This is a genomic window from Falsihalocynthiibacter arcticus, from assembly GCF_000812665.2.
Classification (GTDB): domain Bacteria; phylum Pseudomonadota; class Alphaproteobacteria; order Rhodobacterales; family Rhodobacteraceae; genus Falsihalocynthiibacter; species Falsihalocynthiibacter arcticus.
In genome coordinates, this window is sequence record NZ_CP014327.1 from 618,778 (window position 1) to 638,043 (window position 19,266).

At 54.1% G+C, this 19,266-nt stretch carries 15 protein-coding genes and 1 pseudogene; 10 read left to right on the top strand and 6 right to left on the bottom strand.

Annotation, left to right across the window (positions count from 1 at the left end):
* Positions 1 to 17: 17 nt before the first annotated feature.
* The 4 genes from xylA to RC74_RS03080 all read right to left on the bottom strand — a co-directional run bounded on the left by xylA (position 18) and on the right by RC74_RS03080 (position 4,836).
* Positions 18 to 1,328 carry a xylose isomerase gene (gene xylA, locus RC74_RS03065; protein ID WP_039000699.1) on the bottom strand — a complete coding sequence of 437 codons (1,311 nt, stop codon included), beginning with the start codon at positions 1,326 to 1,328 and terminating at the stop codon, positions 18 to 20.
* Complete coding sequence (xylB, locus tag RC74_RS03070; protein ID WP_039000698.1) at positions 1,325 to 2,779, bottom strand: xylulokinase; 1,455 nt, start codon at positions 2,777 to 2,779, stop codon at positions 1,325 to 1,327. Before xylB ends, xylA begins: the two co-directional genes overlap by 4 nt.
* Before the next feature lie 186 nt (positions 2,780 to 2,965).
* A complete protein-coding gene (locus tag RC74_RS03075) occupies positions 2,966 to 4,024 on the bottom strand; it encodes an ABC transporter ATP-binding protein (protein ID WP_039000697.1) in 1,059 nt (352 codons plus the stop codon).
* Positions 4,012 to 4,836, bottom strand: a complete 825-nt coding sequence (locus RC74_RS03080) for an IclR family transcriptional regulator (protein ID WP_039000695.1) — start codon at positions 4,834 to 4,836, stop codon at positions 4,012 to 4,014. The genes RC74_RS03075 and RC74_RS03080 overlap by 13 nt, the downstream gene beginning before the upstream one ends.
* 137 nt (positions 4,837 to 4,973) lie before the next feature.
* On the opposite strand from RC74_RS03080, the gene RC74_RS03085 reads away from it, so the two are divergent.
* The 9 genes from RC74_RS03085 (at position 4,974) to RC74_RS03125 (ending at position 15,263) form a co-directional block, all read left to right on the top strand.
* Complete coding sequence (locus RC74_RS03085; protein WP_039000694.1) at positions 4,974 to 6,221, top strand: ABC transporter substrate-binding protein; 1,248 nt, start codon at positions 4,974 to 4,976, stop codon at positions 6,219 to 6,221.
* A gap of 75 nt (positions 6,222 to 6,296) precedes the next feature.
* Positions 6,297 to 7,223, top strand: a complete 927-nt coding sequence (locus RC74_RS03090) for a carbohydrate ABC transporter permease (RefSeq protein ID WP_039000751.1) — start codon at positions 6,297 to 6,299, stop codon at positions 7,221 to 7,223.
* A gap of 4 nt (positions 7,224 to 7,227) precedes the next feature.
* Complete coding sequence (locus RC74_RS03095) at positions 7,228 to 8,076, top strand: carbohydrate ABC transporter permease (protein WP_039000692.1); 849 nt, start codon at positions 7,228 to 7,230, stop codon at positions 8,074 to 8,076.
* Positions 8,073 to 10,172, top strand: a complete 2,100-nt coding sequence (locus RC74_RS03100; protein WP_039000691.1) for an alpha-galactosidase — start codon at positions 8,073 to 8,075, stop codon at positions 10,170 to 10,172. Before RC74_RS03095 ends, RC74_RS03100 begins: the two co-directional genes overlap by 4 nt.
* Before the next feature lie 28 nt (positions 10,173 to 10,200).
* Positions 10,201 to 10,971: an SDR family NAD(P)-dependent oxidoreductase gene (locus RC74_RS03105; protein ID WP_039000690.1), complete on the top strand. Its 771-nt coding sequence runs from the start codon at positions 10,201 to 10,203 to the stop codon at positions 10,969 to 10,971.
* Entirely contained in the window at positions 10,971 to 11,882 is a 912-nt protein-coding gene (locus RC74_RS03110) for a 2-dehydro-3-deoxygalactonokinase (protein ID WP_039000689.1), read from the top strand. Before RC74_RS03105 ends, RC74_RS03110 begins: the two co-directional genes overlap by 1 nt.
* Positions 11,879 to 12,496 carry a 2-dehydro-3-deoxy-6-phosphogalactonate aldolase gene (locus RC74_RS03115; RefSeq protein ID WP_039000688.1) on the top strand — a complete coding sequence of 206 codons (618 nt, stop codon included), beginning with the start codon at positions 11,879 to 11,881 and terminating at the stop codon, positions 12,494 to 12,496. The genes RC74_RS03110 and RC74_RS03115 overlap by 4 nt, the downstream gene beginning before the upstream one ends.
* A complete protein-coding gene (locus RC74_RS03120) occupies positions 12,493 to 13,365 on the top strand; it encodes an SMP-30/gluconolactonase/LRE family protein (protein ID WP_039000686.1) in 873 nt (290 codons plus the stop codon). The genes RC74_RS03115 and RC74_RS03120 overlap by 4 nt, the downstream gene beginning before the upstream one ends.
* Positions 13,362 to 15,263 carry a beta-galactosidase gene (locus RC74_RS03125; protein ID WP_039000685.1) on the top strand — a complete coding sequence of 634 codons (1,902 nt, stop codon included), beginning with the start codon at positions 13,362 to 13,364 and terminating at the stop codon, positions 15,261 to 15,263. Before RC74_RS03120 ends, RC74_RS03125 begins: the two co-directional genes overlap by 4 nt.
* Positions 15,264 to 15,288: 25 nt before the next feature.
* Here the strand turns inward: RC74_RS03125 and RC74_RS03130 are convergent.
* Positions 15,289 to 17,819 (bottom strand): annotated as a pseudogene (locus tag RC74_RS03130) (ABC transporter permease).
* On the bottom strand, positions 17,816 to 18,505 hold the full coding sequence (locus RC74_RS03135) for an ABC transporter ATP-binding protein (protein WP_039000683.1): 690 nt from the start codon (positions 18,503 to 18,505) through the stop codon (positions 17,816 to 17,818). Before RC74_RS03135 ends, RC74_RS03130 begins: the two are co-directional and overlap by 4 nt.
* Positions 18,506 to 18,599: 94 nt before the next feature.
* Between RC74_RS03135 and RC74_RS03140 the strand changes: the two genes are divergently transcribed.
* Positions 18,600 to 19,202, top strand: coding sequence for an arylesterase (locus tag RC74_RS03140; protein ID WP_052274648.1), 603 nt, complete (start codon positions 18,600 to 18,602; stop codon positions 19,200 to 19,202).
* Positions 19,203 to 19,266 lie beyond the last annotated feature (64 nt).

The window sequence follows — 19,266 nt, forward strand, 5'->3', positions numbered from 1 at the left end:
TCGCCCCATGCTGCCCTTTAAACAAAGCGGTTTACAACGTTTTCGAGGTATTCTTGTTTGCCGGATTTTGCCTTTGGGTTCACATCCGCCGCTTCGACATATTTTTGAATGTCTTCGAGGGAGTATTCGCCCTTGAGCATTTTCTGGGCTTCTTCGCCTTCCCAACCTGCATAACGGTCAGCGAGCTCTTTATCCAAAGTACCATCCTCAATAATCGCCGCTGCAGCTTTAAGGCCCCGAGCACAGATATCCATACCGCCGATGTGACCATGCAGAAGGTCCGCAGCATCAATGGATTGACGACGCACTTTGGCGTCAAAGTTCGTGCCGCCCGTTTTCAGGCCACCATCTTTGAGGATGTGGTAATACGCCAGCGCAACTTCTGGAACGTTATTTGGGAACTGATCTGTGTCCCAGCCAGATTGGTAATCGTTGCGGTTCATGTCGATGGACCCAAGGATACCAAGCGAGGTCGCCGTTGCGATTTCATGCTCAAAGCTGTGGCCAGCGAGGATCGCATGGCCCTGCTCAAGATTTAGCTTCACTTCGTTTTCAAGACCGTGGCGCTTGAGAAAACCGTAAACCGTCGCCGCGTCGTAATCGTATTGATGCTTGGAAGGCTCTTGTGGTTTTGGTTCCACGAGGATTGCGCCTTTGAAGCCAATCTTGTGCTTATACTCGACAACCATGTTGAGCATCCGGCCCATTTGCGCATCTTCTTTGCCCAGGTCCGTATTCAAAAGCGTTTCATAGCCTTCACGACCGCCCCAAAGAACATAGTTCTCGCCACCAAGACGCATTGTGGCGTCCATACAGGTTTTGATCGTAGCCGCAGAAAAGGCAAACACATCAGGATCAGGGTTGGTCGAGGCACCAGACATAAAGCGCGCTTGGCTAAACAAGTTCGCGGTCCCCCAAAGGAGCTTCACGCCAGTCTCGGCTTGTTTTTGCTCAAAAATATCAACGATTGCGTTTAAGTTCGCCGTGTTTTCGGCAAAGTTTGCGCCTTCTGGACGCACATCCGCATCGTGGAAACAATAGTAGGGGGTGCCAAGAGCTGTGAATAATTCAAACGCAATGTCGGCCTTTTTCTTCGCAAGGTCCATGTTGTCTTGCGGATACCAAGGGCGGTCGAATGTGCGGCCACCAAAGGGGTCGCCACCTTCCCAAGCAAACGAGTGCCAATAGGCCGTCGCAAAGCGTAGGTGCTCTTCCATACGTTTGCCCAAAAGGATCTCATCTGGGTTGTAATGACGGAAGGCAAACGGGTTTGTGCTGTCGGGGCCTTCGTATTTAATTTTATCTACGGGGAAAAAACCTGTGCTCATTTTTTAATCGCCTTTATAGCTGGATAGAGTGCGCGATATTCTTCGTAGGCCTCTGAATAGGCGTCGGAAAATTCACTGCGCGGGGATACGGTTTTGGCCACTTTAGGGCCGGTCATTACATCTTTGGGATCAGCGCCAGTGACGCCGACAATCGCGAGACGGGCCGCGCCAAGTGCGGCACCAAAATCGCCTGCTTCGGGAAGGTCGATAGGCATATCAAGCAGGGTTGCCAACATCTCGACCCAATATTCCGACGCCGCGCCACCACCAATCGCCAGCACCCGTTTCAAGTCGGTGCCCGTTGATTTCAACGCTTCAAGGTTGTCGCGAAGGGCAAATCCAACGCCCTCCATAACCGCCTGCGTGAGTTCCGCGTGGCCGGTACCAACATCCATCCCAATAAGGGACGCGCGGATTCTGCTGTCGTTATGGGGTGTGCGTTCGCCAGAAAGATACGGCAAGAACCGTATGTCGCTCGGGCCGGAGATTGTGGGTCCCAAAAGGCCAGACAATTCCGCGGGCGTTGGACCAAGGTTTTTGGACAACCAGTTCATGCAATCCGTAGCTGCGAGGATGACCCCCATTTGGTACCAAGTATTTGGAATAGCGTGGCAAAATGTATGCACGGCGCTTTCGGGTTTCGGGGAAAAGCATTCCTTCGCGGCAAGAATAACGCCAGAGGTTCCCAGCGAAACAAAGCCGTCGCCTTCGGAAAAGCACCCAACACCACAGGCCGCCACAGCATTGTCACCGCCGCCGCCAACAACCGTTACAGGGCCTTCTATGCCCCAATCGCTTGCGAGAGAAGAACGCAACATACCTGCAGCTTCACTTCCTTCCACAAGGTCGGGCATCTGGTCCCGCCGCATGCCGGATTTTTCAAGAAGTTCCGCCGACCATGCGCGTTTTCCAACGTCCAGCCAACTTGTACCCGCAGCGTCCGACATATCGCCGAAATATTCGCCCGTGAGCCAATAGCGCAGATAGTCCTTCGGAAGGAGTACCTTGTGAATTTGGGCGAAAATCTCGGGCTCGTGCTTTGCAACCCACGCCACTTTTGGCGCCGTAAAGCCAGGGAACACAATATTCCCCGAAAGTGCACGGAACCCATCGGTTCCGTCCATTTTGGCGGCCTCTTGAGCACTTCGCGTGTCATTCCACAGCATGCAGGGGCGCAAAACGTCGCCGTTTTTGTCCACCAGTGTCGCGCCATGCATGTGGCCCGAAATTCCAATGCCTCTAATTGCTGTGACAGCCGCCGGATTTGCCGCACGCAATGCATTGAGCGTTTTCTGACAGGCCGCAATCCAAGCCGCAGGGTCCTGTTCGCTCCACCCAGAATGTGGATGCGACACCTCATAGTGCGCCTCCTCTGAGCCGAGGATTTCCCCACCCTCGGAAACCAAAATCGTCCGAAGCCCGGACGTGCCGAGGTCAAACCCAAGATACATGACATTCCTCCCACAAGCGCGACCCAACCGAGTCGGCCCTTTATTTTAATGATTAAAATATATTCACATCTAGACGGGCTTTGTCAACGGGCAGCACGCTTTCCAAGGGCAAAATTTGAGTAGAAAAAACAATAAAGGGCCCGCTGTTTTCCAGCGGGCCCTTTATTCACTTAGCTTTTGTTACAGTTAACGAAAGCGCAATTCCGTTTGCGCATCAAAGAACATTGCGCTCGTTTCATCAATTTTCAAACCCACGGTCGCGCCAGAACGAGCGGGCTCCTCCTCGTGAGATTCGACAATGAGGCGACTACCATCCTTGGCCGTAAGGTACACATACGACACGCCGCCCAGGGATTCGGTAATATCTACGGTGTGTGTGTCCCCTGCAGGATCGACCACAATATGGTTGGGACGCACGCCGACAATCACTGCAGCTTCGGCCGCTGGGAGCGCAACCGATGTGGACACGGTTAATCCAATGCCTGGAACAAAAACACCGTCACCCGAAACCGTGCCATCAAAGAAGTTCATCGCAGGACTGCCAATAAATCCGGCCACAAATTTATTATCTGGGTCGCGATACAACTCTAGCGGCGCCCCAACCTGTTCGATCCGCCCAGCGCGCAGCACAACAATTTTATCGGCAAGCGTCATCGCTTCTACCTGATCGTGCGTCACATAGATCATGGTCGCGCCGATTTCCTTGTGCAAACGCGCGATTTCAACCCGCATTTCCACCCGAAGCTCTGCGTCCAGATTTGAGAGCGGTTCGTCAAAGAGGAAAACTTCAGGTCCCCGAACAATTGCGCGGCCAATCGCAACCCGTTGACGCTGCCCACCGGAAAGCGCCTTTGGTTTGCGACCAAGGTAGTCGTCGAGTTTGAGAATTTTTGAGGCCGCCGAGACTTTTTCTTTAATCTCCGCCTTTGGGTGGCCAGTCATCTTAAGCCCAAAACCCATATTTTCTTCGACAGTCATATGCGGGTAAAGTGCGTATGTCTGGAAAACCATCGCGACACCCCGCTCGGCGGGGTCTCGATTTGTAACATCCTGCGCGCCGATACTAATTGCGCCACTTGTGGTTTCTTCCAAACCCGCAACCATGCGCAACAACGTGGATTTCCCACAACCAGACGGCCCAACAAATACACAGAATTCGCCATCTTCAATTTGAAGGTCAACGCCGTGGACCACCTGAACATCGCCATACCGTTTGATAATATCTTTAAGGATTACGCCTGACATTTAGAATATCCTGTTTTTTGAGTTTGAGTTTTTTGATCAGGGAAGTGCCAGTTCCGCATGACCTCTTGAATTTGCTTCGTGGTTTCCTGCATTTTCGGTACGAGTTTTTCGAGTTCGGAAAGGCTACTACGGTGTGTAGAACTGGTTATGGACAGGCCGCCAAGCACGCGCCCACCTTCAGTAAGAATGGGAAGTGCGACGCAGATAATGTTTGGTTCGTGCTCCTCGTCATCAAACGCGTAGCCTCGTTGCCGAATGACTACGAGATCTTCACGCAAAGCAGCGTCGTCGCATCGGGTCTTTGGAGTGAAACGGTGGTAAGATTGTTGAAGGAGCAGCGCTGCGAGGTCTTTCTCCGGAAGGAACGCCAACATAGCCTTGCCAACGCCCGTGCAGTAGGCGGGGCCCACTTTCCCTGCCATCGAGTACATTTGGATCGGGTCGCGTGCATTGCGTTTGTCCACATAAAGCACCTGCGCATGGTCGAGTTGGGCAAGGTGAACAGTTTCACCGACCGACCGCGAAAGTGCGTCTATAAAGGGGCGCGCCAATGGTGCGAGCGAACTTTGGGACCAAGCGGCATGTGCGAGCCCCAAAAGCCGCACCCCTAACGCATAGGTTTGTGCTTCCGGATCAAACGAAAGCATCCTTTGGCTCGTGAGGGTTTGGATGAGTCGGTAGAGAGTCGCCTTAGGGTAGGGGCTGGCGTTCAGCAATTCCGAAAATCGTATGGGCCGCTCAAAATGCGCAACCATATCAAGCACTTCCAGCGCTTTCCCAACGGTTCCGTCCCCGCTTCCGTGTCCTGCCATTCGTTCTTCCTCCCGAGTTTCCCCAAGGCTCTACCTTAAGAAACTGTTGACAACCCTACCTGATTCGCCTCATGGTTTCAATATGTGGAATTGAGTTTCACATAGTGGAACAAATATACGAACTTTGGGAGGACACAATGAGTTCTATTATTAAAGCGACCCTCGCGGCGCTCCTTACGTCTGCAGCCTTTGCAGGCACTGCGTCGGCGGAACTAACCGGCGACCTGAGAATTTTCTTGGACACATCCAACCCTGCGCCCCGCGCAACGATGGAAGGCATGATTGCCGATTTCCAAGCTTTGAATCCAGACCTCACGATCGAAACAACGATTATCGATCGCGAAGCCTATAAAACACAAATTCGCAATTTCTTAACGGCTGACGCACCTGACGTTGCAACGTGGTATGCGGGCAACCGGATGTTGCCCTACGTAAACGCGGGCCTTTTTGACGACGTTTCCGACCTTTGGGGCGATGAAATGTCCGCCGATCTTGCGTCGACAAAACCGTCGATGACAATCGAAGGCAAGCAATACGGCGTTCCCTACACATACTACCAATGGGGCGTTTACTATCGCAAAGACATCTTCGACAAATTCGGCCTTTCCGAGCCTAAAACATGGGAAGAAGAATTGGCAAACTGTCAGGTTCTCCTCGACAACGGCATCAAGTGCTACACAATCGGCACAAAATACCTTTGGACCGCGGGCGGCTGGTTTGACTATCTCTCGCTGCGGACCCACGGTTATGAATTCCACATGGACCTCACCGCCGGAAAAATCAGCTGGGAAGATGATCGCGTAAAAGAGATCTTCGCTCACTGGCGCGAATTGATCGACATGGGTGCCTTCGTTGATAACCACACATCCTACAGCTGGCAAGAAGCCCTGCCCTTCATGGTCAAAGGCGAAGCTGCCTCCTACCTAATGGGTAACTTTGCGGTTGCACAATTGCGCGAAGCTGGCCTGACGGACGATCAGTTGGACTTCTATCAGTTCCCATTGATCACAGAGGGCGTTCCAATGGCGGAAGATGCGCCAACCGACACGTTCCACATCCCGTCGCAAGCCAAAAACAAAGAAAACGCGCGTGCGTTCCTTCAATATGTTGCTTCTGCTGACGTGCAAACAGCGATCAATGCTGGGGACAAATTGGGCCAACTTCCTGTGAACAAAAACAGCTCGGTTGACGACGACAAATTCCTTCAAGAAGGCTTTGTCGTTCTCTCCAACTCGGCTGGTCTTGCGCAGTTCTTTGACCGCGACGCACCTGCGGAAATGGCCAAAGCAGGGATGGAAGGTTTCCAAGAATTCATGGTGAAGCCTGATAATCTTGACGAAATTCTTGCCCGTCTCGAGAAAACACGCGGCCAAGTTTACGAATAAGATATTGTGGAAGGGGCGGGCCGCATGCGCTCGCCCCTTTTCCCCTTTCCCCTCCTTGGAAAACGAAAGCACATCATGACGGATTCAGCTCTCGCAGATGTTGCCGCACTAGGCCCAAAAAAACCTTGGTGGCGCAGAAATCAACAAAAAGTCACCCCTTGGCTTTTCCTCGCTCCAGGCATTCTCTTTTTTCTCGTTTATGTGATTGTTCCGATTTTCCAATCATTCCAGATTTCCTTTCTGGATTGGGACGGCTTGGGCCAGAAAGAATTTATCGGCTTGGGCAACTACGTCGAGCTGATGGACGATGAGGCCTTTTACACGTCCCTTAAAAACAACATCATCTGGTTGACGCTCTATCTTCTGGCAGTTCCAGCGGGCTTGTTTATCGCTCTTTTCCTAAACCAAACCGTCACCGGAATTCGTCTGTATAAATCGCTTTTCTTCTTTCCTTTCGTGATCTCGCAAGTCGTTGTGGGTTTAGTTTTTAGCTGGTTCTATGACCCGACCTTTGGCTTGATGAACGAATTTATTGGCCTCTTTGGCCTTGGCCCCATTGCGGTTCTTGGCGACGAACGCTTTGTGACTTACGGGATTATTGCCGCGGGTCTTTGGCCCCAGACAGCCTATTGTATGATCCTCTATCTGACCGGCCTCAATGCGGTTGACCCAGAACAAATCGAAGCGGCCCGTTTGGACGGCGCCAAGGGAATCAAGATGCTGTGGTATGTGGTGCTGCCACAACTGCGCCCCGCGACGTTTATTGCCTTTGTGGTGACGATCATTGGTGCGCTGCGCAGTTTTGACCTGATTTCGATCATGACCCAAGGTGGTCCATGGGGCTCCTCTCGCGTGTTGTCGTTCTATATGTATGAAAAATCGCTGTCGGAATATGGCTTTAGAATGGGATACGGCGCCGCGATTGCTGTGATCTTGTTCCTGATCATGATGGTGTTCATTACGATCTTCCTTGTAAAAATGTACCGCGACGAGAAAGGGTAAACCCATGTTCCCCACCCCCATTGATAAAACCTCGCGGGCTTGGCAGCTCACCTACCAAACTATGCTCCCTTTGGCCCTCATCATGTGGCTTCTGCCCTTGATTGCGGTTGCCATTTTCTCGGTCAAACCCGCCGCCGATTTCGCAAGCGGCAATTATTGGGGCATGCCCAGTAGCTTTGACTTTCTCGCCAACTACACCCGCGTGTTCGCCGAAAGCCCAATGCCGCGCTATATTCTCAACTCGTTCTTCATCACAGTTCCAACTGTGATCGGCGCAGTTGCCTTGTCTTGCATGACGGGTTTTGCCCTCGGCGTGTATAAATTCAAAGGCAATATTTGGATCTTTTTCCTCTTTGTCGCCGGGAATTTTGTGCCATTCCAAATCTTGATGGTTCCAGTGCGTGACATGACCATTAGCTTGGGTCTTTATGACACCAAAACGGGTCTTGTGATGTTTCACATCGCGTTTCAAACTGGGTTTTGCACCCTCTTTATGCGCAATTTCATCAAGGCCCTGCCGCATGAATTGATTGAAGCTGCCCGCGTAGAGGGCGTCGCGGAATGGCGCATTTTCTGGTACGTTGTGCTGCCCCTCATGAAGCCCGCAATCGCGGCGCTTTCGGTGTTGATTTTCACCTTCATCTGGAACGATTTTTTCTGGGCAGTCGTCTTGACCCAAGGCCCCGATTCACAGCCCGTGACGGCAGGCATCACAAGCTTCAACGCGCAATTCGGGACCGCCTATCACATGCTCTCCGCAGGCTCGATCATCGCGGCGCTTCCACCAGTTGCAATGTTCTTCTTGATGCAGAAACACTTCATCGCGGGTCTAACCTTGGGTGCCGTAAAATGACTTCGACTTGGCGGCTGGATTCACCGACCCAAACTTTGGTTTTGGCCTCTGAGGGCCAACTGCCAAGTGTTATATACTGGGGGGCACTTCTCCCCAGTTCTGAAGACCTCTCAGCGCTTTATGCCATGAGTAAATTGGACGTCACAGGCGGGATGCTCGATACGGTTCCCCCTTTGACGATCTGCCCCGTTGCGGGAGACAGTTTCCCCGGCCACGCAGGGCTTTCCTTGCGCGACGCTCAAGGCAAACGCCTGTTGCTGGACTTTGCGCAGGTTGACGTCTCCCAAGTTGCTTCCCTCCTAAAAATCAATGCCCGCGACGCGATCTCTGGCGTCACATATACCGCCAGTTTTGCAGCAGATAGCGGAACGGGGGTTATTACCGCGCGGGCCGCTATCGCCTCTGAACACCCCGTAATCATTGAGCATTTTAGCGCGCCAGTTCTTCCCGCGCCCCAACAAGCCAATGAGATGATCGACTTCGCTGGCAAGTGGATTGGCGAATTTCAAGCGGTCACAACCCCATGGCAAGCAGGCATTCGGGCGCGCAATACGCCAACAGGCCGAAGCGGCCACGAGCAATTTCCGGGGCTTTACCTGCCCGAAACGGGTGCTAAAAACACGCACGGATCGGTCTACGCCCTGCACTATGGCTGGGCCGGTGGCAACTGTATGATTGCCGAGGAACTGCCGGATGGCCGCCGCCAAGTTCAGTTCGGACCTGCCACCGGATCTATAACCACTGCCGTCACATCCTTTGAAACCGCGCCCCTCTATTTGGCATATTCAAACGCTGGCATGAACGGCTGCGCGATTTCTTTTCAGCGCCATGTGCGCGATCGGATTATCACATGGCCCCGCCGCAATCGCCCCGTACATTACAACTGTTGGGAAGCGATTTATTTTGACCATGATCTCGCCACCCTTTCCGAAATTGCCACCCGCGCCGCTGCCCTTGGGGCCGAGCGTTTCGTGTTGGACGATGGTTGGTTTGGCAAGCGGGATGACGACACTTCTTCGCTGGGTGACTGGGTTTTGGATCGGCGCAAATGGCCTGATGGCCTGACGCCCCTCATCACGCATGTGAAATCGTTGGGCATGGGTTTTGGCCTTTGGTTTGAGCCAGAAATGGTCAATCCAGACAGCGACCTCTATCGTTCCCATCCGGAATGGGCCCTTGGTCGCGCGGAACAGATTTTGGGACGCCAGCAAATGGTGCTCGATATGGCGCGTGCCGATGTGCGCGGCTATCTCTATGATTTGATCGCCGATGTTCTAGTGCACCACGAAATTGAATACATAAAATGGGATCACAACCGCGTTTTGCCCGCCAATGATGTCGCCCAAACTGAAGGTGTCTATGCTCTCATGGATCGACTTCGCGCCAACTTCCCCGATGTTGAAATCGAGAGTTGCTCGTCTGGTGGCGGACGTATGGACTATGGTATTTTGGAACGCACGCAGCGTGTTTGGCTGTCCGATAGCAACGACGCAATTGAGCGCCAGCACATTCAACATAACGCCGCACTTTTCCTACCTGCAAGCGTAACGGGCAGCCACGTTGGCCCCCGTCATTGCCACACATCTGGACGCACGCTGAATATGAGTCTGCGCGCGTGGACCGCCGCCCAACGCCATCTCGGCTTTGAAATGGACCCCCGTGAATTGAGCGATGCCGAGACCGAGACCCTGACGACAGTTACTCACTGGTGGAAATCCAATCGCGACTGGATGCTCGAAGGTGATATTCATCGCCTAGATGCGCCCGATCCCGAAATCACTGCCGAAATACAAATCGCCCGCGATGGGCAGGATTTTGTATGCTTCATTGCCAAAACCGCGAATTTCAAACAGGTCTTGCCGCGCCCCATTCGCCTTACAGGGTTAGTGCCAAATGCCACTTATGAGGTGTCCCTCATTAACGCCGCAGACCCGAGCTCTGCTTCGCCACCTTCACGCGGGGATTGCGCCCTAAACGCGGGAGATGTCACCCTTTCAGGCGCCGCATTGATGCAATTGGGGTTGACCCTCCCCTGTAGTTTCCCCGAAACAATTTTCGTGGTTCAAGGCAAATGCCTCGACCTCATTAAACTATAAATTATAAATTATACGATTGGACCCGACCATGAGCGACACAGCAATTTATCCCGACCTAAAGGGCCAATCCGTTTTCATCACCGGAGGCGGTTCAGGTATTGGCGCGTCACTGACCGAAGGTTTTCTGCGCCAAGGTGCCCAAGTCGCATTTGTTCAACGCTCTGATTCCACCGCATTTTGTGACGAAATGGAAAAGGAAACGGGATCACGCCCCCTTTTCATTCCATGTGATGTTTCGGATATTCCAGCCCTCAAAGGTGCACTCGATACAGCCTCAAAAGCGCATGGACCCGTAACCGTTTTGGTCAACAACGCGGCCAACGACCAGCGCCACGAAACCCTCGAAGTGACCGAAGAATTTTGGGATTGGTCACAGGCCATCAACCTCAAATCCTATTTCTTCGCGTGCCAAGCAGCCTTTGAAGGCATGCGGGATGCGGGCGGCGGCAGCATTATCAATTTCACCTCCATTTCCTACATGATGGGCGGCGCAGGCTACCCCGCATATACCACCGCCAACTCAGGCATCAATGGTCTGACCCGCAGCCTTGCACGCGAGTTTGGCCCTGACAAAGTGCGGGTAAATGCCCTCGCTCCGGGATGGGTTCTAACACAAAAACAGATCGACATGTGGGTCACGCCAGAGGGCTTGGCTGGGCACCTCGACAAACAGTGCCTCAACGCATCCCTTGCCCCCGAAGACATCGTGGGGGGCGTCCTGTTCCTCGCCTCGAAATCAAGCAAGATGATGACAGGGCAAGCCCTCGTCATTGACGGCGGCGTTGTGGTGACAGGATAATGGCGCGCGCGATTAGGCCAGATTGGATTGCAGTTGATTGGGGCACGTCCAATCTACGGGCTTGGGCCATGTCACACACGGGTGACATTCTTGCTGAAGCGAGTTCCGACCAAGGCATGGGTAAGCTCACCCAAGACGCGTTTGAACCCGCCCTGTTGTCATTGGTTGAGCCTTGGTTGTCTGACAAAACGCCCGTGGTCGCATGCGGAATGGTCGGCTCACGACAGGGGTGGCAAGAAGCCCGTTATCGCACCGTGCCTTGTACACCCTGCAGCGGGGATACCACCCGTGTAGACACTCACGACCCGCGCCTTTCGGTCCATCTTATTGCGGGTTTAAAACAAGACAAACCCGCCGACGTTATGCGCGGCGAAGAATCCCAAATTGCGGGGCTTCTGGCCTTGAACCCCATCTTTGATGGCGTTGTTTGTCTTCCGGGAACCCATACCAAATGGGCGCGGATCAGTGCGGGCGAAGTCGTGAGTTTTCAAACCTTCATGACGGGCGAACTTTTTGCGTGTTTGTCCGATTATTCCGTCTTGCGCCATTCTGTTACTACGGAAGATTGGGACGATGCAGCCTTTTCGCAAGCGATTGACGACGCGCTATCCAAACCCGAAAGCATGGCCGCGCGCCTGTTTTCTCTGCGCGCAGAATCCCTTCTTAACGACCTCCCTGCGGCCTCCGCACGTGCGCGCCTCTCGGGCTTGCTACTTGGTGCAGAACTTGCCGCAGCACGACCCTATTGGCTGGGTCAAGACATTGCGATTATTGGCGCAAAGGGCCTGACAAACCTTTACGCAACCGCCCTGCGCCAACTGGGGTGTGCTCCCACGATTCCCGAGGCCGAGAACCTTACGCTCGCGGGCCTTGCAACGACCTATCTTTCTCTTAAGGAGACTTCCAAATGAGCCGCCCCCTGATCGCCATTATTCGTGGCGTTACCCCCGCCGAAGCCCTCGATGTCTCTGCCGCCCTTCTTGAGGCAGGCATCGACCGCATTGAAGTGCCGATGAACTCACCGGATGCGTTGGTGAGTATTGCATCAATGGTCAAAACCTATGGCGACCGCGCGTTAATTGGCGCAGGGACCGTATTGACCCCCGAGGTCGTACGCGCGGTGGCAGACCTAGGTGGCAAGCTTATTGTCTCACCGAATGCAAATGTTGAGGTGATCAAAGAAACCAAACGTCTGGGCCTCCAGAGTTTTCCCGGCGTACTAACCCCAACCGAATGTTTTTCCGCCATCCACGCCGGTGCCGACGGCATTAAAATTTTCCCATCCTTTCTCCTCGGCGTCGAGGGCCTCAAGGCAATCTGTGCCGTCCTTCCTCCCGAGGTTCCCGTGTTCATGGTCGGCGGGGTTGGCCCCGCGAATTTCGCCGAACTTCTCCAAGCGGGGGCCTCCGGTTTTGGCATTGGAACGGGTCTTTACAAACCTGGGTTCACAGCCGACGATGTGCATAAACGCGCCGTAGAAATGGTCACCGCCTATGACAAAATCACGCAGGAGACACACACATGACCCAAGCCACGCTCTTTGATTCCCGCACCTGTATCCTTGGGGAAGGCCCCCTGTGGCACCCCCTTCGCAAGCAATATTATTGGTTCGATATCATGGGGAAAAAGCTCCTAACTTTGGGCGCGGATGGCCCTAAGGAATGGAGCTTTGACGAACATGTATCGGCAGCAGGTTGGGTCTCTGAAAACGAGCTTTTGATCGCCAGTCAAACGGCACTATTCTTGTTCGATTTGAACTCAGGCAAAACCGTTCGCAAGCTTTGTCACCTTGAAGCCGACGACGCCATCACCCGTTCAAATGATGGCCGCGCAGACACCTATGGCGGCTTTTGGATCGGGACAATGGGCATCAATGCGGAGACGAACGCAGGCGCAATTTATCGCTATTACAAGGGCGAACTTCGCCGTCTCTATTCTGATATTTCGATCAGCAATTCGATCTGTTTCTCGCCTGAAGGGGCCTATGCCTACTATAGTGACACGGCCGAAAAAGCCATTCGACGCCAGAAGCTTAACCCAAAGGACGGGTGGCCAACGGGCTCCAGCGAACTTTGGCTCGACCTCTCGAAAGAGGGCATCAACCCCGATGGATCCGTGATCGACATGCGGGGTTATTTGTGGAACGCACAGTGGGGCCTAAACCGCATTGCGTGCTACAACCCCGACGGTGTTTTGCTCGAAACCGTTGCCTGTCCAGAAGCGAGCCAAACATCTTGCCCCGCCTTTGGTGGCGAAGGTTTAACCGACCTCCTCATCACAACTGCGCGTGTTGGATTGAGTGCTGAAATCTTAGAAAAAGAGCCAATGGCAGGCGCTACTTTCCTTGCCAAAGACGTCGCCAAAGGCCAACAAGAGAACCAAGTCATCCTATGAAAAGAACCCTCGGCGTTTGCTATTATCCGGAACATTGGCCCGAAGAAGAATGGGCCGACAATGCACGGCGCATGGTCGAAACAGGCCTCACATGGGTGCGCATCGGCGAATTCGCGTGGCAGCGCATGGAACCCGCGTCTGGGCGGCTGGAACTCGAATGGCTCGACCGCGCAATTGATGTTTTGGGCGCAGCGGGTCTGAAGGTCATTCTCGGGACTCCCACCGCGACACCACCGCGTTGGATGCTCAACAAACATCCCGATATGAATATCGTGACACCCGATGGCGTTCGACGCAAATTCGGGTCACGCCGCAATTATTGTTTTAGCCACTTGGGCTACCGGCAAGAATGCGCGCGGATCACCCGTATTTTGGCTGAACGCTATGGCAAAAACCCTCATATTGCCGCGTGGCAAACCGATAATGAGTATGGCTGCCACGACACGACCCTTTCCTACTCCACCCATGCACGAGACGGCTTTCGCGATTGGCTCGCGCAGAAGTATCAGTCCACCGATGCGTTAAACCGCGCTTGGGGTAATGTCTTCTGGTCCTTGGATTATAACACATTCGACCAAATCGAACTTCCAAACTTAACAGTCACCGACCCAAGTCCAGCCCACGTCATGGCATTCCGGCGGTATTCTTCTGACCAAGTTGTCGCTTTCAACCGCGTTCAAACCGAGATTTTACGCGCCCACACTGATGCACCGCTGATCCACAATTACATGGGGCGCATCACCGAATTTGATCATTATACCGTTGGCGAAGACCTCGATATTGCCAGCTGGGATAGCTATCCCCTCGGCTTCTTGTCCGACCGACTCGAAGGCACGCCCGAGCACAAAGCTCGCTATTTGCGCCAAGGCGACCCCGACATGCAGGCCTTCCATCACGATCTTTACCGCTCCGTTGGCAGAGGCCGCTGGTGGATCATGGAGCAACAGCCCGGCCCCGTGAATTGGGCGCCTTATAACCCTGCTCCCCTCCCCGGAATGGAGCGCCTTTGGGCGTGGGAAGCTTTCGCCCATGGCGCGGAAACCGTCTGTTTTTTCCGCTGGCGTCAGCCCGCTTTTGCGCAGGAACAAATGCATACGGCGCTCCTTCGGCCTGATGGAGTTGACGCGCCAGCCCTCGCTGAAGTTTTGCAAGTATCCAAAGAAATTTCGACCATTCCAAATGCCGGAACCGCGACCGCGCGCGTCGCATTGATTTTTGACTACACGTCGGCATGGGCATGGGACGTGCAGCCACAAGGCGCGGATTTCGACTACTTCCGCCTTTGTATGTCGCACTACCGCGCCCTACGCCGAGCGGGATTATCCGTCGATATTCTACCGGCCGACACCCAGAATTTGAACCAATACAAATTGGTTCTTGCTCCAGGCCTCATGGTCATTCCGCCCTCCTTGATGGCCGCACTTACTACGTTCCAAGGGACGGCACTCATTGGTCCTCGCAGCAATGTCAAAACAGACGAGATGTCGATTTCTGTTCCGCTTGGACCAAACCTGCCGAACCTCGATAGCAAGGTCGTGAACACCGAAAGCATCCCGCCCAATTGCGCAATTGCGTTGCAAAACGGTGGCACCATCCGCCACTGGTTTGAACACCTTGAAGGGGAAGCGCCCATTCGCTGGAGCACCGCCGATGGCCGCCCTGCCATCGTTTCAAACGGTAATCTCAACTATTTAGCGGGATGGTTCGACGACGAAACCCTATTCAAATTGATCGCTGAAACCTGTGTTGATCTAGAGATGGAAGTGACGGACCTTCCGGACGGATTGCGCATTCGGGATACGCAAACGCACCGTTTCTATGTCAACTATGCCCCTGAAGATCTCGAACACGAAGGCTTAAAAGTCCCTGCCGCTGGGGTGGTTTGGAAAGCGTTTTAAGCACCGGCCGCGCACCCAAATCCAATTACTCGCGTGCGCGAAGGATTGGCGCAGGCCGTGTAGCCAAGGGACGCCACGCAAATATCAGACCGGCAATTGTTGTAATAGCAGCCCCACCGACGATGATCGTGATGGCGGACATCCAGTTAAATCGAAACGAGTTTTCCATAACGAAAACCATAACCGCCCACCCCGCGATGGCCCCTGCTAGTGTCGCCACAACGCCCGCCGCGGCTCCCAAAAGAGCACTTCGCAAAGCAAAGCTCGCGAGGATTGTGCCACGTGTCGCGCCAAGCGTTTTCAGGACCGCGGCTTCAAAAACACGCGCACGTTCCCCCGCTGCCGCCGCACCAATCAGCACGATGAATCCTGTTAGCAACGTTGCTGCCGCCCCAAAGGACGTGGCCGCAGCAATGGCCCCCAACGCTTCCGTCACGCGCGCAATTGCATCGCGAACGCGGATCGCAGACACATTTGGATACGCCCGCGAAACATCCCGCACAAAGGCCGCTTCGGCCTCTTCTTGGGCATAAACCGTTGCGATATGGCTGTGAGGCGCGCCTTCAAGGGCTGACGGGTTGAAAATCATCACGAAATTCATACTCGCGTCCGAGAAATCCACTGACCGAAAGCTGGTAATTTCGGCCGTTAGATCGCGGCCCAAAATATTGACGGTCAACCGGTCCCCAAGCTTGAGGCCCATCTCGGCGGCCTCTTCGGCCCCAAAGCTCATAACCGGTGGGCCTGAATAATCTTCGGGCCACCAGTCGCCATTGGTGAGCGTGGTATTTTCAGGAGGTAGCGCCGCATAGGTCACACCCCGATCCCCCCGCAAAACCCAATGGTCCCCCGCAACATCTCGCGCGGGGTGGTCATTAATCTGCGTGATAACACCCCGAAGCATCGGCGCGGATTGAACACGATCTACACCTTCATCCGTTGCGGCACGTTCCTCAAAGCCTGCAAGTTGATCCGGCTGAATATCGACGAAAAAATAGCTCGGAGCCACGTCGGGTAAATCTTGGGAAATCGCCGCCCGCAGGTTTGAATCTATCTGTCCGACGGCGGCCAAAACCGAAAGACCTAAGCCAAGCGAAAGGACGACGGACCGTGCTTCCCCCCAGGTGCGGCGATGGACGACAGCGCCATTCTCACAGCTGTATTTCCGCGCGCGAAAATGCCCATTTTGCGCGCAATTATGCGCAAACCACCTGCCATCAGGGTCAAGAGGGCTAGCGCGCCTAGTACGCCAACAAACGCCCAAAGTGTCAGGCGAGGAACGCCAGAGAAAGATGCCGCCGTAAACACGAGGAGTGCCAAGAGAAGGCCCGTGACAACGATGTATCGGGGCCGTAGCCATCCGCTTTCTCCACCCGAGATTGAGCGAAAAAGCGCGGCGGCGCGTATATTTTCGGTTTTGGCGAGGGGCCAAAGTGTAAAGAGCAGAGCCGTTAAAGCGCCATAGATTGCAGCTTCGATCATTGGTGCCGCATGAAACGAAATATCAATCGGGAACGGGAACCGTGCCGCGAGTAACGGCGCAATTGCGAACGGAAGAACCGCCCCCAAAATAAGCCCTAAGCCAATTCCAAAGAGTGTCAGCACGCCAATTTGAATAAAGTAGGCAGCAAAAATCGTCCGCCCTTCGGCCCCTAAAGTTTTCAGAATCGCGATTACTTCGGTTTTGGCTTCAAGATACGTACGGACAGCGGCCGAAATCCCAACCCCGCCAACTGCCAATCCCGCAAGTCCTACGAGCACCAAAAACGCGCCGATCCGTTCCACAAACCGAGATATTCCCGGGGCACCGTTTCGCATATCTCGCCACCGAACACCCTTATCGGCGAACTGTTCAATCGCCACAGTCTTGAGCCCTTCCAGATCGGTGTTTTCCGAAAGGCGCAGACGGTATTTGGATTCAAAGAGCGTACCCGGCTCAAGAAGTCCGGATTGGGCCAAATCGTTTCGAAGCACCATGGTGCGTGGCCCAAGACCAAAGCCTGATCCTGCAGCATCAGGTTCTCGCAGCAAGGAAGCGGTCAATCGAAACTCTTGTGTTCCTAGGGTAAATTTGTCACCAATTTGCAAGTCAAGCCGCGCAATCAGAACCGGATCCATCACCGCACCGGGGACGCCATCAATGGCTGCGAAAGCGGAGGCAAGATCAGGTGCGCCGTCCAAAACAATGTCGCCGATGAGCGGGTATTGCGCATCTACCGCCTTGAGTTGCGTCAGCGCACGCTCTTCTTGCGATCCCGTTTTTTGGGTGACGGCCATCGAACGGAAATCCGCGACTTCCGATATTTCGGTTGCAACATTGGCCATCCACGCACGTTCGTCTTCGTCGGCAAAACGATAGGTGAACTTCAGTTCGGCATCCCCGCCCAAGATGACACCGCCCTCATCTGCAAGCCCTTGTTCAAGCCCCGACCGAACGGATCCGACCGCCGCAATCGCGGCGACTCCCAGAGCCAAGCACATGACGAAAACGCGAAACCCCGAGAGACCGCCACGCAACTCGCGGCGGGCAATACGAGCGGCCATGCGAAGACTCATTCGGCGGCCTCTCGCTGCACATCCAATTCGCCATCCACAAGCCGAATAACGCGATCACATTGCGCCGCGAGACCGTTTGAATGTGTGACCAAAACTAAGGTCGCCCCGTGGCGCTCCCTTAGCCCCATGAGTAAATCGAGGACCGCCGCACCATTCGCGCCATCCAGATTCCCTGTTGGCTCATCCGCGAGCAAGATGTCGGGCCGTGGCGCCGCCGCGCGAGCCAAAGCAACCCGTTGTTGCTCGCCACCAGACATCTGAGACGGGTAGTGCCCCGCCCGCGCGCCCAGCCCCACGGCCTCGAGTTCCGCGCGCGCGCGATCAAACGCATCTGCATCCCCTGCAAGCTCAAGAGGGGTCGCAACATTTTCCAATGCAGTCATTGTGGGAATGAGGTGGAAAGATTGGAACACAACTCCCATATGTTTTCTACGAAAGCGCGCCAACGCGTCTTCATTCATCGCTGACAAATCTTGACCCAATGCCAAAACCTGCCCCGAATTCGCCCGTTCAAGCCCGCCCATGACCATCAAAAGAGAAGACTTTCCCGACCCCGAAGGCCCGATCAGCGCCAATGTTTCTGCGCGGGTGACATCAAGGGAAATTCCCTTCAATATATCAATAACGCCCGCGTTGCCCGCAAGCGAGAGCGTCACATCTGTTAGCGAAAGGACCGTGTCAGACATGTTCAATATTCCTCGCCTTAGGGTAGCTTTTTTATATGGGCCTTTTCTGTCGGGGTACAAGCTTCTGATTCCAGTGATTTTAGCGACAAATCTAATGAGTGCACGCGTTCAGGCCGAAACTGTCGTCATTGCGGCGCTTGGGGATAGTTTAACGCAGGGCTACGGCCTCCCTCAGGAGGACGGCTTGGTCGCACAACTCCAAGGCTGGCTTGATGAAAATAACCACGATATTCGTCTTATCAATGCGGGGGTTTCGGGCGACACCACTGCGGGGGGACGGTCGCGCATCGAATGGACTCTCACGCCTGACGTCGACGCCGTGATCGTTGAGTTGGGCGGGAACGATATGATGCGCGGGATTGCTCCGAGCGACAGCCGTAAAAACCTTACTGAAATCCTTGAAATTCTGCAAAGTCGCGACCTCCCTGTTTTGCTGGTTGGTTTGCCCAGCGCGAATAATTTCGGACCCGAGTTCAAGGCGGAATTTGATGATATGTTTCCAGCCCTCTCGACGGACTTTGAGACGCTGCTTTATCCCGATTTCTTCACCAGTTTTCGCACAAAACTCAACGACACGTCTGCTTTGACAACCTACATGCAGGATGATGCGATTCATCCGAATGCTAAGGGAGTCGCGGCTATTGTGGAAGATTTCGGACCGTTGGTCGTGGAGCTTGCCCAACAGACACAAGAATAGTTTCTGGTTTGTCCTGCGTCGCGAACCCTATAGTACGCTTGGACAACCCCATCAAAGGATCGGC

What these genes read in the sequence shown, in the direction of transcription:
- xylA (WP_039000699.1), bottom strand. Translation starts at nt 1,328, where the DNA reads ATGAGCACAGGTTTTTTCCCCGTAGATAAAATTAAATACGAAGGCCCC.
- xylB (WP_039000698.1), bottom strand. Translation starts at nt 2,779, where the DNA reads ATGTATCTTGGGTTTGACCTCGGCACGTCCGGGCTTCGGACGATTTTG.
- RC74_RS03075 (WP_039000697.1), bottom strand. Translation starts at nt 4,024, where the DNA reads ATGTCAGGCGTAATCCTTAAAGATATTATCAAACGGTATGGCGATGTT.
- RC74_RS03080 (WP_039000695.1), bottom strand. Translation starts at nt 4,836, where the DNA reads ATGGCAGGACACGGAAGCGGGGACGGAACCGTTGGGAAAGCGCTGGAA.
- RC74_RS03085 (WP_039000694.1), top strand. Translation starts at nt 4,974, where the DNA reads ATGAGTTCTATTATTAAAGCGACCCTCGCGGCGCTCCTTACGTCTGCA.
- RC74_RS03090 (WP_039000751.1), top strand. Translation starts at nt 6,297, where the DNA reads ATGACGGATTCAGCTCTCGCAGATGTTGCCGCACTAGGCCCAAAAAAA.
- RC74_RS03095 (WP_039000692.1), top strand. Translation starts at nt 7,228, where the DNA reads ATGTTCCCCACCCCCATTGATAAAACCTCGCGGGCTTGGCAGCTCACC.
- RC74_RS03100 (WP_039000691.1), top strand. Translation starts at nt 8,073, where the DNA reads ATGACTTCGACTTGGCGGCTGGATTCACCGACCCAAACTTTGGTTTTG.
- RC74_RS03105 (WP_039000690.1), top strand. Translation starts at nt 10,201, where the DNA reads ATGAGCGACACAGCAATTTATCCCGACCTAAAGGGCCAATCCGTTTTC.
- RC74_RS03110 (WP_039000689.1), top strand. Translation starts at nt 10,971, where the DNA reads ATGGCGCGCGCGATTAGGCCAGATTGGATTGCAGTTGATTGGGGCACG.
- RC74_RS03115 (WP_039000688.1), top strand. Translation starts at nt 11,879, where the DNA reads ATGAGCCGCCCCCTGATCGCCATTATTCGTGGCGTTACCCCCGCCGAA.
- RC74_RS03120 (WP_039000686.1), top strand. Translation starts at nt 12,493, where the DNA reads ATGACCCAAGCCACGCTCTTTGATTCCCGCACCTGTATCCTTGGGGAA.
- RC74_RS03125 (WP_039000685.1), top strand. Translation starts at nt 13,362, where the DNA reads ATGAAAAGAACCCTCGGCGTTTGCTATTATCCGGAACATTGGCCCGAA.
- RC74_RS03135 (WP_039000683.1), bottom strand. Translation starts at nt 18,505, where the DNA reads ATGTCTGACACGGTCCTTTCGCTAACAGATGTGACGCTCTCGCTTGCG.
- RC74_RS03140 (WP_052274648.1), top strand. Translation starts at nt 18,600, where the DNA reads ATGAGTGCACGCGTTCAGGCCGAAACTGTCGTCATTGCGGCGCTTGGG.